The sequence below is a fragment of the Streptomyces sp. ATLC9 genome (genome assembly GCF_057196705.1).
The window spans coordinates 1-13,082 of the sequence record NZ_JBXUOY010000145.1 but is presented as its reverse complement, the minus strand read 5'-3'; the positions used below and the strand labels follow the sequence as shown (position 1 = coordinate 13,082).

Here is a 13,082-nt window from a genome sequence, read left to right as displayed (position 1 = left end):
GACGCCGGTCCGCCCTGGCGGCGAACCGGCGTTCCCTGCCCTGCTCCGCAGGAGCTTCGTTTCCTCCCCGCCCTAAAGGACGGGGTATCCACGAAGGAGAGCCCCGATGAACCGCAAGCTGCTCGTCGCCGCCGTCGCCACCGCCGCCCTCGCCGTCGGCGGGAGCACCCTCGCCTTCGCCGACGACGACACCGCCCAGGACACCCTGGCCGCGAGCCTGCGGGCCGGCGCCGGCGACCGGGACGGCGACCGCGACAGCCGGGACGACGACAAGGGTGAGGACAGGGACGACGACCGCGACGAGCCGCGGACGCTGCGCGGCGCCGAGGTCACCCTCCGGGAAGCCGTCGCGGCCGCGCTGAAGGCCGTACCGGGCACGGCGGAGTCCGCCGAGCTGGAGGACGACGACAGCGACCGGCCGGTCTGGGAGGTCGACGTCCTGGGCGAGGACGGCACCTGGCACGAGATCTCGGTGGGCGCCGACAGCGCCGACGTGCTGGAGCGGAGCGCCGAGTCCGACGACCGGGACGACGACGCCGACGACCGCGACGCCGATGACGACAGGGATGACCGCCGCGAGGACTGACGGCCGCCCCCGGCGGGGCTCACTCGCCCGTCAGCCCCGCCACCAGTTCGTCGGCCGCCGCGTACGGGTCCAGCGTCCCGCCCGTGATCCGCTCGGCCAGCGCCTCCAGGCGCCGGTCGCCGTGCAGGCCGTCGATGCGCTCGCGCAGCGCGGTCACCGCGATGGTCTCCACCTCGCGGGCCGCGCGCGCCCGGCGGCGCTCGGTCAGCACTCCGCGCTCCTCCATCCAGGCAAGGTGCTTCTCCAGCGCCTCGACGACCCCGTCGACTCCCTCACCGCGTGCGGCGACTGTCTTGACGATCGGCGGGCGCCAGTCGCCGGGCTTCCGGGCCTCGCCCAGGCCCAGCATGTGGTTGAGCTCGCGGGCGGTGGCGTCCGCGCCGTCGCGGTCGGCCTTGTTGACCACGTACACGTCGCCGATCTCCAGGATCCCGGCCTTGGCGGCCTGGATGCCGTCGCCCATGCCGGGCGCGAGGAGGACGACGGAGGTGTCGGCCTGCGAGGCGATCTCGACCTCGGACTGGCCGACGCCGACCGTCTCCACCAGGACGACGTCGCAGCCGGCCGCGTCCAGGACGCGGATGGCCTGCGGGGCGGCCCAGGCCAGGCCGCCGAGGTGGCCGCGGGTGGCCATGGAGCGGATGTAGACACCGGGGTCGGAGGCGTGCTCGGACATCCGCACCCGGTCGCCCAGCAGCGCGCCGCCGGAGAACGGGGAGGAGGGGTCCACCGCGAGGACGCCGACCCGCCTGCCGGCCTTGCGGTACGCGGTCACCAGCGCCGAGGTGGAGGTGGACTTGCCCACCCCCGGCGAGCCGGTCAGACCGACGACGTACGCGTTGCCCGTCAGCGGCGCCAGCGCCGCCATGACCTCCCTGAGCTGCGGGGATGCTCCCTCCACCAGCGAGATCAGCCGGGCCACGGCCCGGGGCCTGCCCTGCCGTGCCTGCTCCACCAGCTTGGGGACGTCCACCGCCATGCGTGCTGCGCTCCTCGCGTTACTCGGCCGTCACCGGCCCTCGTCGGCCGCTGTGGTCGGCCGCTGTGGTCGGCCGCCCGGTCCGGCCGTCATTCTTCCCGCGCCGCTCGCGCGCCGCCGTGCCGCCGGTCACACGGGCCCGCCCCGTCTCGCGTAGGGGGTGCGCGGGCCCGTGCGACCGCGCCGTCACTTCTTCGGCACCCGCACGATCAGGGCGTCGCCCTGGCCGCCGCCGCCGCACAGCGCGGCGGCGCCGACACCACCGCCGCGGCGCGTGAGCTCCAGGGCGAGGTGGAGCACGATACGCGCGCCGGACATACCGATCGGGTGACCCAGCGCGATCGCGCCGCCGTTGACGTTCACCTTTTCGTGGTCGATGCCGAGGTCCTTCGTCGACTGCACCGCGACGGCCGCGAAGGCCTCGTTGATCTCGACCAGGTCGAGGTCGCCGACATCCAGGCCCTCCTTCCCCAGGGCGTGGCGGATGGCGTTGGACGGCTGCGACTGCAGGGAGTTGTCCGGGCCGGCCACGTTGCCGTGGGCGCCGATCTCGGCGATCCACTCCAGGCCCAGCTCCTCGGCCTTGGCCCTGCTCATCACGACCACCGCGGCGGCGCCGTCGGAGATCTGCGAGGAGGAGCCGGCGGTGATGGTGCCGTCCTTGGCGAAGGCCGGGCGCAGCCCGCCCAGGGACTCGGCGGTGGTCTCGGGCCGGATGCCCTCGTCCTTGGAGAACAGGACCGGGTCGCCCTTGCGCTGCGGGATCTCCACCGGGGTGATCTCGGCGTCGAACAGGCCGTTCTTCTGCGCGGCGGCGGCGCGCTGGTGGGAGAGGGCGGCGATCTCGTCCTGCTCGGCGCGGCCGATGCCCAAGCGGGTGTTGTGCTTCTCGGTGGACTCGCCCATGGCGACGTTCTCGAAGGAGTCGGTCAGGCCGTCGTGGGCCATGGCGTCCAGCATCTGCACGGCACCGTACTTGAAGCCCTCGCGGGACTTCGGCAGCAGGTGGGGGGCGTTCGTCATGGACTCCTGGCCGCCGGCGACGACCACGTCGAACTCACCTGCGCGGATGAGCTGGTCGGCCAGCGCGATGGCGTCCAGACCCGACAGACAGACCTTGTTGACCGTCAGCGCGGGGACGTTCATCGGGATGCCGGCCTTGACCGCGGCCTGGCGCGCGGGAATCTGCCCGGCGCCGGCCTGGAGCACCTGGCCCATGATCACGTACTCGACCTGGTCCCCGCCGATGCCCGCACGGTCCAGGGCGGCCTTGATGGCGAAGCCGCCCAGGTCGGCACCGGAGAAGGTCTTCAGGGAGCCCAGCAGGCGGCCCATGGGCGTACGGGCGCCCGCGACGATCACGGAGGTGGCGGCGGACGCCGAACGGGTCTCGGGGTTCGTCTTTTCGGTCACGGTGCGGCCCCTTCGGAGCAGGGAGTTAACGAGGGTTATCGCCAATGTACTGAGCGGTACCGTCCCGGGTCACCGGTCGGTCGGTGTGACCGTGCGCACGTTGCGTAACCACACCCCGGGACGGTGCACTGTCTCCCATGCTGACGCGCATCGACCACATCGGTATCGCCTGTTTCGACCTGGACAAGACGGTGGAGTTCTACCGTGCCGCCTACGGCTTCGAGGTGTTCCACACCGAGGTGAACGAGGAGCAGGGGGTGCGCGAGGCCATGCTGCGGATCAACGGCACGGACGACGGCGGCGCCTCCTACCTCCAGCTCCTGGAACCGACCCGTGAGGACTCGACAGTGGCCAAGTGGCTGGCGAAGAACGGCGAGGGCGTGCACCACGTCGCCTTCGGCACCGCGGACGTCGACGGCGAGGCCGAGGCGCTCCGGAGCAAGGGCGTCCGAGTGCTGTACGACGAGCCGCGCACCGGTTCGATGGGGTCACGGATCACCTTTCTCCACCCCAAGGACTGCCACGGCGTACTCACGGAACTGGTCACCTCCGCTTCCTCACAGCACTGACGGCCGCTCCCCCGGCCGGTAGAGTGGCCGTTCGGCCGGGGCTGCGGGCGGCAGGGGCCCGTCCCACGTTCCGCCGATGATCTGACACCATTTCTCCGAAGGGTCAGTTCACCTTCACCACGACCAGGGGACGGATGGGACCGCGCAGTGCGGGGCTACGACCGCTACGAGGCTGACGACCACCTCTCTCAGCTCGAAGCCGAGATGAAGCGGCTGAAGGACGAGCGGGACAAGGTGGTCGACCACGCCGACGACCTCGGCTACCAGGTCGAAGTGCTGCGCGCCAAGCTGCACGAGGCGCGCCGCGCCCTCGCCGCGCGCCCGGCCGGCTACGACAATCTGTCGCACCAGGCCGAGCAGCTGCTGCGCAACGCCCAGGCGCAGGCCGAGCAGCTGCGCGCGGACGCCGAGCGCGAGCTGCGCGAGGCCCGGGCCCAGACACAGCGGCTCCTGCAGGAGCACGCCGAGCGGCAGGCCCGCATGGAGGCCGAGCTGCACTCCGAGGCGGTCGCCCGCCGCCGGCGGCTGGACGAGGAGCTGGCCGAGCGCCGCGCGACCGTCGAGTCCCACGTCAACGAGAACGTCGCCTGGGCCGAGCAGCTGCGCGCCCGCAGTGAATCGCAGGCCCGGCGGCTGATGGACGAGGCCCGCGCCGAGGCCGAGCAGACCCTGGCCGCGGCCCGCGCCGAGGTGCAGCGGCTGAGCGAGCAGTCCCGGCAGCGGCTGAACTCGGAGGCGGAGGCCGCCAAGGCCGAGGCCGAGCAGGTGCTGCGCCGGGCCCGCGCGGATGCCGAGCGGCTGCTGAACGCGGCCTCCACCCAGGCGCAGGAGGCCACCGAGCACGCCGAGCGGCTGCGCACCTCCACCGCCGCCGAGTCCGAGACCGCCCGCCGCGAGGCCACCGCGCTGGCCCGCCAGGCCGAGCAGCGGATGCAGGAGGCCGAGACGGCGCTGCGCGAGGCCCGCGCCGAGGCCGACCGCGTCCTGGCCGAAGCACGCGAGGCCGCCGCCAGGCGGCTGGCCGAAGCCGAGTCGGAGAACGAGCAGCGCGGGCGCACCGCCAAGGCCGAGATCGCGCGCATGGTCGCGGAGGCCACCAAGGAGGCGGAGGCCGCCGAGGCCGAGGCCGAGCAGGTGCGGGCCGACGCCCGCACCGAGGCCGAGCGGCTGGTCGCCGAGGCCCGTGAGAGCGCCCGCGCCAAGTCGGCCGAGGAGTCGGCCGCCCAGCTGGCCGAGGCCGCGCGTACCGCCGACGAGGTGCTCACCAAGGCGTCCGAGGAGGCCAAGGCCACCACCCGGGCCGCCACCGAGGAGGCCGAGCGGCTGCGCGCCGAGGCCGAGGCGGAGGCCGACCGGCTGCGCGCCGAGGCCCACGACCTGGCCGAGCAGCTCAAGGGTGCGGCCAAGGACGACACCGAGGAGTACCGCGCCAAGACCGTCGAGCTCCAGGAGGAGGCGCGGCGGCTGCGCGGCGAGGCCGAGCAGCTGCGCGCCGAAGCGGTCGAGGAGGGCGAGCGGATCCGCGGCGAGGCCCGCCGCGAGGCCGTCCAGCAGATCGAGGAGGCCGCCGGCCGCGCCGAGGAGCTGCTCGGCCAGGCCAAGGCGGACGCCGAGGAGACCCGCGGCGCCGCGGTGGCCGAGGGCGAGCGGGTGCGTACCGAGGCGATCGAACGTGCCACCGCCCTGCGCCGCCAGGCCGAGGAGGCCCTGGAGCGGGCCCGCGTCGAGGCCGAGGAGCTGCGCACCGCGGCCGAGCGGCAGGCCGAGGAGACCCGCGAGGAGGCCCAGGAGACCGGCAGGCGGCTGCGCGAGGAGGCCGAGGAGGCCGCCACCGCCCGCCGCGCCGAGGCCGGCGCGGAGCTGGAGCGGCTGCGCGAGGAGGCCGAGCAGCGGCTGACCGCCGCCGAGGAGGAGTTGCGCGGGGCCCATGAGGAGGCCGAGCGGCTGCGCGAGGAGACCCGCGCCGAGACCGAGCGGCTGCGCACGGAGTCGGCACAGCGGCTGCGCGGTCTGCGGGAGCAGGCCGAGGAGGAGGCCGAGCGGCTGCGCACCGAGGCGGTCTCCGACGCCGCGCAGGCCCGCGCGGAGGGCGAGGCCGTGGCGGTGCGGCTGCGCACCGAGGCGGCCACCGAGGCCGAGCGGCTGCGCACCGAGGCTCAGGAGACCGCCGACCGGGTGCGGGCGGAGGCGAACGCGGCCGCCGAGCGGATGGGCGCCGAGGCGGCCGAGGAGCTGGCCGCCGCCCAGGAGGAGGCATCCCGGCGCCGCCGCGAGGCCGAGGAGCTGCTCACCGGCGCCCGCCGGGAGGCGGACCGGGAGCGGGCCCAGGCCCGCGAGCACGGTGAGGAGTTGCTCGCCTCGGCCCGCAAGCGGGTCGAGGAGGCGCAGGCCGAGGCCGAGCGGCTGGTGGCCGAGGCGGAGCGGCGGGCCGCCGAACTGGTCTCCGCCGCCGAGCAGAAGGCCCAGCAGGTGCGCGACTCGGTCGCGGAGCTGCGTCAGCAGACCGAGGAGGAGATCGCCGGTCTGCGCTCCGCGGCCGAGCACGCCGCGGCCACCCTGCGCCAGGAGGCGAAGGAGGAGACGGACGCCGCCAAGTCGCTGGCGGAGCGCACCGTTTCGGAGGCGATCGCCGAGGCGGACCGGGTCCGGGCCACGGCGGACGACGAGGCCGGGCGCACACGTGCCGAGGCCGACCGCGTACGGGACGAGGCCCGCGAGGCGTCGGCACGCCGGCTGGGCGACGCGGCCGAGCAGGCCGACCGGCTGGTGGCCCAGGCCCGCGAGGAGGCCGTACACATCGCGGCGACCGCCGAGGAGCGGGCGGACACCATGGTGGGCGCCGCCCGTAAGGAGGCCGAGCGGCTGATGGCCCAGGCACGGACCGAGAGCACCTCGCTGGTGGAGAAGTCCCGCAGCGACTCCGACACCATGCTGGAGGAGGCCCGCCGCGACGCGAGCGCCATCCGGGAGCGGGCCGGGGAACTGCGCTCCCGTACCGAGGCCGAGGTCGAGGAACTGCACGAGCGGGCGCGCCGGGAGGCCTCCGAGGCCGTGCGGTCCGCCGGCGAGCGTGTGGACAAGCTGGTGAAGGCGGCCGACGAGCAGCTGGCGGAAGCCCGGGAGAAGGCCCGTCGGACCCGCTCGGAGGCCGACTCCGAGGCGAGCAGGGTCCGTATCGCCGCGGTGCGCAGGGCCGAGGGGCTGCTCAAGGAGGCCGAGCAGAAGAAGGCCGCGATCGTCCGGGAGGCCGAGAAGGTGCTCGCCGAGGCGGAGGCCGAGGCGAAGCGGACCCTGGAGAAGGGCAAGCACGAGCTGGAGGTGCTGACCCGCCGCCGCCAGGACATCAACGCCGAGATCTCGCGCGTGCAGGACGTGCTGGAGGCGCTGGAGTCCTTCGAGTCACCCGGAAGAGGCAAGCCGGACAAGGACGGCAAGGGGGGAAAGGGCTCTGACGGCGGATCGAACGGAGCGGTCAAGGCCGGTGCGGGAGCGGGAGCGGCGCACGGCGGCGGCAAACAGGGCAAGAACTGAGCCACTCGAACGGGCGTACATTCTGCATATCAAACCGGCATCTTCTCGAAGACACGCCGTTTTGCCCCCTAGGATTCCCTCTATCACTCTCCCGTCCGACCCCGTCTGACCGACAGGAACCCCATGAGCGACAACACCTCTCCCTTCGGCTTCGAGCTCGTGCGGCGCGGCTACGACCGCGGTCAGGTGGACGACCGCATCGCGAAGCTCGTCGCCGACCGTGACAACGCGCTGGCCCGTATCGCCTCGCTGGAGAAGCGCATCGAGGAACTACACCTCGAGACGCAGAACGCACAGGCGCAGATCAACGACTCCGAGCCGTCGTACGCCGGACTGGGCGCCCGTGTCGAGAAGATCCTCCGTCTCGCCGAGGAGGAGGCCAAGGACCTGCGCGAGGAGGCCCGCCGGGCCGCCGAGCAGCACCGGGAGCTGGCCGAGTCCGCCGCGCAGCAGGTGCGCAACGACGCCGAGGTGTACGCCTCCGACCGCAAGGCCAAGGCGGAGGACGAGGGAGCCCGGATCGTAGAGAAGGCCAAGGGCGAGGCCGCCACGCTGCGCGCGGACGCGCAGAAGGACGCCCAGGCCAAGCGCGAGGAGGCCGACGCCCTCTTCGAGGACACCCGCGCCAAGGCCGCGCAGGCCGCCGCCGACTTCGAGACCAACCTGGCCAAGCGCCGCGAGCAGTCCGAGCGCGACCTGGCGTCCCGTCAGGCCAAGGCCGAGAAGCGGCTGGCGGAGATCGAGCACCGCGCCGAGCAGCTCCGCCTGGAGGCCGAGAAGCTGCGCACCGACGCCGAGCGCCGCGCCCGCCAGACAGTGGAGACCGCCCAGCGCCAGGCCGAGGACATCGTGGCCGACGCCAACGCCAAGGCCGACCGCATCCGCAGCGAGTCCGAGCGCGAGCTGGCCGCTCTCACCAACCGCCGTGACAGCATCAACGCCCAGCTCACCAACGTCCGCGAGATGCTGGCCACGCTCACCGGCGCGGCCGTGGCCGCGACCGGACAGCCGAACACCGACAGCGGCGAGGAGTCGCTGGGCGTCCCCGCCCAGCAGTCGCGCTGAGGCGCGCCGGCAGCACTGGTGGCCGGTAGTGCCGGCAGACGGGGGACACCGCGCCCCGTACCGCCCCTCGGCGGTACGGGGCGCCGCCGTTCTCGCCCCGCTTCTCCGCCCGCGACGTCTGAGGGGCGCCCCGCGGAGTCAGTACCTGGGGGTCTGACGGGACCGCTGGAGCCGCGCGCTCCGGCGGTCCCTGGCGTTCCAGCACGCCCGGTGCCAGTGCCGCCGGTCGTCCACCCGCCCGTCGCGCTGCCAGACCACGACGTGCGGCACCCCGGGCGGGATCTCCTGGTCGCAGCCGGGGCAGCGGTAGTGCTTGGCCGCGGACTGCCCGCTGATCTGCCGCACCACCCACTCCTCGCCGTGCCACTCGTCGGTGTGCTCCATGCCGTAGCGGCCGTCCGCCTCCCCGTCGCGGCGGGCGGACCTGCCGGCGCCGCGCGGGCGGTTTCGACGCGGGGACAACAGGCACCTCACGTGGTCTCGGGGGCCTTCGGGGCCCGTCGGCGGACTGCTCCGTCCAGCCTACGCAGGTCGCGGGCGGCCCTGTGCCGCGCACCCGCCGCCCCCTCTTCTCCCGTCCTCCCGCGCGGTCCGAAAAAATTTCCGGCAGGCCGTGCCTTTGGCACGTGTCGGGCGTTGTTGCCTCCAGGGGACCGTTCGGAAATCCGCTCAGGGGCCGTCGCGGAGCGGCCTCCGGAGCGGTGCCGGACGGCCCCGGTACCGGGCAGGAGGCTGTGGCGATGCACATCGGGACTTTCGTGCCGGCGGGGCAGTTCCCGGGGCAGGGACAGGGAGAGGCGCTCCACCGTGCCCTGCGCTCCGCGGAGGCCGCCGAGCGGGCCGGACTGGACTCCGTGTGGGTGGCCGAGCACCATTTCGTCCCCTACGGGGTCTGTCCCTCGGCGATCACCATGGCCGCGCTGCTGCTGGGGCGCACACGGCGCATCGGGGTGGGCACGGCCGTGAGCGTGCTCCCCGTCGCTCATCCGGTCGCCCTGGGCGAGCAGACCGCGCTGCTGCACCTCCTGTCCGGCGGCCGGTTCACCCTCGGTGTCGGCCGCGGTGGCCCCTGGGTGGACCTGGAGGTCTTCAGCGGGGGCGTCCAGGCGTACGAACGGGGCTTCCCCGAGTCGCTGGACCTGCTGCTGCGCTGGCTGCGCGAGCCGCGCGTCGGCGCGGACGGCGAGCGCTACCGCTTCCGCGAGGTCCCCGTCGTACCGCGCCCGGACCAGGGCTTCGACGGGCCGGAGGTGCCTCCGGTGCTGGTCGCCTGCACCTCCCCCGCCTCCGTGCGGCTGGCCGCGGCGCGCGGGCTGCCGATGCTGCTGGGGATGCACTGCGGGGACGAGGAGAAGGCGGACATGGTCACCCTGTGGCGGCGCGAGGCGCTGGCGGCGGGAGCGGACCCGGAGACCGCGGCGGCGGCAGGGCACGTGTCGGCCGGGGTGGCACAGGTGGCCGACACCCGCGACGAGGCCGTGGAGACGCTCACCAAGGCGATGCCCGGCTGGCTGCGGCAGGGACTGGAAGCCCATACGACCGTGGACGGCCGGGCGCGCTCGATGCGCGACCCGCTCGCCTACACCGAGCTGCTGTGCTCGCTGCATCCGGTCGGCCCGCCCCGGCTGTGCGCGGCCCGGCTCGCGGCCACCGCCGAACGGACCGGGGTCGGCCGGTTCGCGCTGCTGGCCGAGGGCTCCGGTGATCTGGCCGCCACCGAGCTGAACGTCTGGCGGCTGGGCACCGAGGTGCTGCCGCTCCTCCCCCGAGCAGCAGCAGCTCTTGCGCCTTCGGACACGCCTCCGGACCAGGGCGCGGGAACGGGCGCGAGCGCGGGAACGTGACCGCCTGTCCGCTCGCCGCCCGCCCCTCCACCCGCGATCAGCAGTCGCGCAGTTCCGGCGACTGGTTGAGGAGCTGGCCGCGCACGGAGGTGAAGCGGGCGAGCCGCTCGTCCGCGGAGGGGGCCGGCGGGAAGACCGCGACACGGTGGCAGTTCTGGAAGGCCAGTCTCACTCCGAAGTGGCGCTCCAGCGCTCCGCGTATCGCGTCGCTGGCGAGTGCGCGCAGCAGCTGGCCCCGGGCCCGCTCGTCCGGGGGCGGTGTCTGGTTGTCGGCGAAGTCACCGCCGTCCACCCTGAGTTCGGCCACCAGAGAACTGATCATGTCCCACGCGTAGGGCAGGGACGTACGGACGCAGTCGACGAAGGCCGCCTCATCGACCTCGCCTCGCTCGGCCTGCTCCAGGAGGGCCGGTGAGACGTCGAGCGACATGGGTTCTCCTCTCGCGATCCCGGGAATACCAGGACCTCAGGGACGGAATGTCGGGGCTTCGCGTAACCGGACGATCTCGCACGGCGACCCCCGGGCTGCAACGTTATGCCCGCGCGTACTGCCGCACCAGGCTCGTGGGCACACAACCAGCCACGCCCGAACGGTGATCGAACAGGGAGAAGCAGGGGCGAATCGCGTGGACCGCCCGCCGTCCAGTAGCGTGGCCGACCATGCGTCTCGTCATCGCCCGCTGCTCCGTGGACTACGCGGGCAGGCTCACCGCCCACCTCCCGCCGGCTCCTCGTCTCATCCTGGTCAAGGCCGACGGATCGGTCTCGGTCCATGCGGACGACAGGGCTTACAAGCCCCTCAACTGGATGTCTCCACCATGCACCCTCAAAGAGGACCAGAAGGACGGCGTCGGCGTCTGGACGGTTGTCAACAAAACGGGTGAGAAGCTCATCATCACCATGGAGGAGGTCCTGCACGACTCCTCGCACGAACTCGGCGTCGATCCCGGCCTGATCAAGGACGGCGTGGAGGCCCATCTCCAGGAGCTCCTCGCTGACCGAATGGAGACCCTCGGCGAGGGCTGGTCGCTGATACGGCGTGAGTACCCCACCGCCATCGGGCCGGTGGACATCCTGTGCCGGGACGCCGGGGGGACCACCGTCGCGATCGAGATCAAGCGCCGCGGCGAGATCGACGGCGTCGAGCAGCTCACCCGCTATCTGGAACTGCTCAACCGCGACCCTCACCTCGCCCCGGTGCGGGGGGTGTTCGCGGCCCAGGAGATCAAGCCGCAGGCGCGCGTGCTGGCCACGGACCGCGGCATCGACTGCGTCGTCCTCGACTACGACGCGCTGCGCGGCATCGAGGACGACAAGCTGCGGCTGTTCTGACCGCCTCCGTCCGCCCGGTACGCACCGTACACACGCCGGGGCCGGGGTCACAGGAGCGGGCTCTCCGCGGATTCACGGGACGCTGACGCCTGGCCCTCCGTTACCGGATGACTGCTGCTGGGTGCGGCGCTGTCCGTGGCGGAATCGTCGTCTCCACCAGTACCCCCCGTGTCCGAGGGTGATGGCGCGGGGCTTTCGGGCGGGGACGGTGAGGAAGAACCCGGCTCCTCCACCGGCGGCCTGGAGTCCGCCGGCTCCTCCGACTCGCCGTCATCCGGCGTGCTCGGCCTGGTCGTCGGCCTGGTCGGATCTCCCCCGCCCCCGGCGGTCGCGCCGCTCTCCTCCTCCGTCTCCTCGGGTGTGTCACCCGATTGGGAGGCCCTCGGAGAGGCCGGGCTCGTCCCGCTGCCGGCCGGTCCGCCGGGGACGGCCGGCGCGCTGCTCTCCCCCGGCTTCTCCCCCCGTTCGTCGCTGGAGCTCGGCGCAGGCTCGTCGACGGTGATGCCGTCGTCCTCCCGGGAGGTGACCACCGGGTTGACGCTGCCGGCGGGCTCCTCGCCGCCGGAGGTCATGCCGATCGTGACGACCGTGCCCACCAGCACGGCCAGCAGCGCGCCCACGCCGGCCGCGAAGACGTTGCGCCGGGCCCCCCGGACCGCGAGCCCGCGCCGGGCGGCCCCCGGGCCGTCCCCGCCGTGCGGGGCCCGGACGAGCGGCGTCGGCCGGGTCAGCGCCTCGGCGCCGAACGTGCCGCCGCCGGGCGTCTCCTCGAAGGCGCTGCCCACCGTCACCGGCGGAACCGCGAGGGCGGGCGGGAGCTTGTCGGGCACCGGTGTGCCGCCGGTGCTCTGCGGCCCGGACGGGGCCGCCGCCACGGGCGTCGGCACGACGGCCCCGGACGGCTTCACCGGGGCCGGACGCCTGGGGAGTGCGGGCGGAGCAAAGGCGCCGGACTCGGCGGACGGTACGGCGACGGCCGGCAGCGCCCCGCCGGGGGCCTTCCCCCCGTCCCCGACTCCCCCGGCGGCCTTGTCCGGGCCGCCCTCGGCCCCGATCGCGAAGCGGTCCTCGACCAGGGCCAGCGCGCGCCGTCCGGCGACCGTGCCCCGGCGGTCCGCGAGCACTCCGCGCAGTCCGATGGACGCCTCGAGTTCGGCGCGGGCCCGGTCCAGGTGGCCGGTGCACAGGGCTAGCACACCGAGGTCGTGGTGGAAGTACGCCTCCTCGGCGACCTCGCCCGCGGTGCGCGCGGCCTCCTGGCCACCGCGCAGGATCCGCTCCCAGGGGCCCCAGTGCAGCGAGGCGGCGAGAATGGGCGCGGCGGTACGGGCCAGCAGCACGGCCGCGCTCGCGTGACCGCCGCGCTGGGCGCCCTGGACCGCGGCGAGCACCGCCTCGGCCTCCTGCGCCACCCGCTCCGGGGTGACCGAGGGGTGGCCGGTCCACCAGGCGTAGTGCTGGGCGGCGGTACGGGCGCGGTCGTCGGCTCCGTCGGCGTATCCGGCGTCGGCCAGCTGCCCGGTCACGTCCGGGGCGAGCCGGTAGTACGGCCCGGCGGTGGTGACCAGACCGCAGGCGAGCAGCTCGCCCAGGGAGGCGTCGGCGTCGGCGTCGTCCACCAGCGCGGGCAGGTGGGCCGGGTGCGGCAGCACGCCGCCGAGCGCCACGGCGAAGCGCAGCACCTCGCGGGTGCTCCCGGAGAGCCGGGCGGCCAGGAGAGCGGCGGGGGCCGCGCCCTCGGCGAGCGTCGGCAGCGGTACGCC

The 13,082-nt window shown here is 74.2% G+C and carries 11 protein-coding genes; 6 read left to right on the top strand and 5 right to left on the bottom strand.

What is annotated here, in order from left to right:
- Positions 1-106 precede the first annotated feature (106 nt).
- Positions 107-586, top strand: a complete 480-nt coding sequence (locus tag AC2CJA_RS16010) for a PepSY domain-containing protein (RefSeq protein ID WP_484603381.1) — start codon at positions 107-109, stop codon at positions 584-586.
- Between the two features lie 19 nt (positions 587-605).
- Here the strand turns inward: AC2CJA_RS16010 and meaB are convergent, their stop codons facing one another.
- Both meaB and AC2CJA_RS16000 read right to left on the bottom strand, forming a co-directional pair.
- Positions 606-1,565, bottom strand: a complete 960-nt coding sequence (gene meaB / locus AC2CJA_RS16005; RefSeq protein WP_484603380.1) for a methylmalonyl Co-A mutase-associated GTPase MeaB — start codon at positions 1,563-1,565, stop codon at positions 606-608.
- Positions 1,566-1,751: 186 nt separating this feature from the next.
- On the bottom strand, positions 1,752-2,927 hold the full coding sequence (locus AC2CJA_RS16000; RefSeq protein ID WP_484603382.1) for an acetyl-CoA C-acetyltransferase: 1,176 nt from the start codon (positions 2,925-2,927) through the stop codon (positions 1,752-1,754).
- Between the two features lie 188 nt (positions 2,928-3,115).
- Here AC2CJA_RS16000 and mce point away from each other — a divergent pair, with 188 nt between their 5' ends.
- From mce to AC2CJA_RS15985, 3 genes are all read left to right on the top strand, one after another.
- On the top strand, positions 3,116-3,547 hold the full coding sequence (gene mce / locus AC2CJA_RS15995) for a methylmalonyl-CoA epimerase (protein ID WP_484603379.1): 432 nt from the start codon (positions 3,116-3,118) through the stop codon (positions 3,545-3,547).
- Positions 3,548-3,694: 147 nt separating this feature from the next.
- Positions 3,695-7,078, top strand: a complete 3,384-nt coding sequence (gene scy, locus AC2CJA_RS15990; RefSeq protein ID WP_484603378.1) for a polarized growth protein Scy — start codon at positions 3,695-3,697, stop codon at positions 7,076-7,078.
- Positions 7,079-7,201: 123 nt separating this feature from the next.
- Complete coding sequence (locus AC2CJA_RS15985) at positions 7,202-8,143, top strand: cellulose-binding protein (protein WP_484603377.1); 942 nt, start codon at positions 7,202-7,204, stop codon at positions 8,141-8,143.
- A 138-nt stretch (positions 8,144-8,281) separates the two neighbouring features.
- On the opposite strand, the gene AC2CJA_RS15980 is transcribed toward AC2CJA_RS15985, so the two are convergent.
- Positions 8,282-8,605 carry an ATP/GTP-binding protein gene (locus tag AC2CJA_RS15980; RefSeq protein WP_484603376.1) on the bottom strand — a complete coding sequence of 108 codons (324 nt, stop codon included), beginning with the start codon at positions 8,603-8,605 and terminating at the stop codon, positions 8,282-8,284.
- A 278-nt stretch (positions 8,606-8,883) separates the two neighbouring features.
- Here AC2CJA_RS15980 and AC2CJA_RS15975 point away from each other — a divergent pair, with 278 nt between their 5' ends.
- Positions 8,884-9,987 (top strand): LLM class flavin-dependent oxidoreductase, encoded by a 1,104-nt coding sequence (locus AC2CJA_RS15975; RefSeq protein WP_484603375.1) that lies wholly within the window; start codon positions 8,884-8,886, stop codon positions 9,985-9,987.
- Between the two features lie 37 nt (positions 9,988-10,024).
- Here AC2CJA_RS15975 and AC2CJA_RS15970 read toward each other — a convergent pair whose 3' ends face one another.
- On the bottom strand, positions 10,025-10,417 hold the full coding sequence (locus tag AC2CJA_RS15970; protein WP_484603374.1) for an SCO5389 family protein: 393 nt from the start codon (positions 10,415-10,417) through the stop codon (positions 10,025-10,027).
- A gap of 230 nt (positions 10,418-10,647) precedes the next feature.
- On the opposite strand from AC2CJA_RS15970, the gene nucS reads away from it, so the two are divergent.
- Entirely contained in the window at positions 10,648-11,319 is a 672-nt protein-coding gene (gene nucS, locus AC2CJA_RS15965; RefSeq protein ID WP_484603373.1) for an endonuclease NucS, read from the top strand.
- Positions 11,320-11,366: 47 nt separating this feature from the next.
- Here nucS and AC2CJA_RS15960 read toward each other — a convergent pair.
- On the bottom strand, positions 11,367-13,082 hold a 1,716-nt coding region (locus AC2CJA_RS15960), incomplete at its 5' end, for a DNA polymerase III subunit gamma/tau domain-containing protein (protein WP_484603372.1).

Excerpts from the sequence above, each read along its gene's own strand:
- AC2CJA_RS16010 (WP_484603381.1), top strand. The coding sequence starts at position 107 with ATGAACCGCAAGCTGCTCGTCGCCGCCGTCGCCACCGCCGCCCTCGCC.
- meaB (WP_484603380.1), bottom strand. The coding sequence starts at position 1,565 with ATGGCGGTGGACGTCCCCAAGCTGGTGGAGCAGGCACGGCAGGGCAGG.
- mce (WP_484603379.1), top strand. The coding sequence starts at position 3,116 with ATGCTGACGCGCATCGACCACATCGGTATCGCCTGTTTCGACCTGGAC.
- AC2CJA_RS15985 (WP_484603377.1), top strand. The coding sequence starts at position 7,202 with ATGAGCGACAACACCTCTCCCTTCGGCTTCGAGCTCGTGCGGCGCGGC.
- AC2CJA_RS15975 (WP_484603375.1), top strand. The coding sequence starts at position 8,884 with ATGCACATCGGGACTTTCGTGCCGGCGGGGCAGTTCCCGGGGCAGGGA.
- AC2CJA_RS15970 (WP_484603374.1), bottom strand. The coding sequence starts at position 10,417 with ATGTCGCTCGACGTCTCACCGGCCCTCCTGGAGCAGGCCGAGCGAGGC.
- nucS (WP_484603373.1), top strand. The coding sequence starts at position 10,648 with ATGCGTCTCGTCATCGCCCGCTGCTCCGTGGACTACGCGGGCAGGCTC.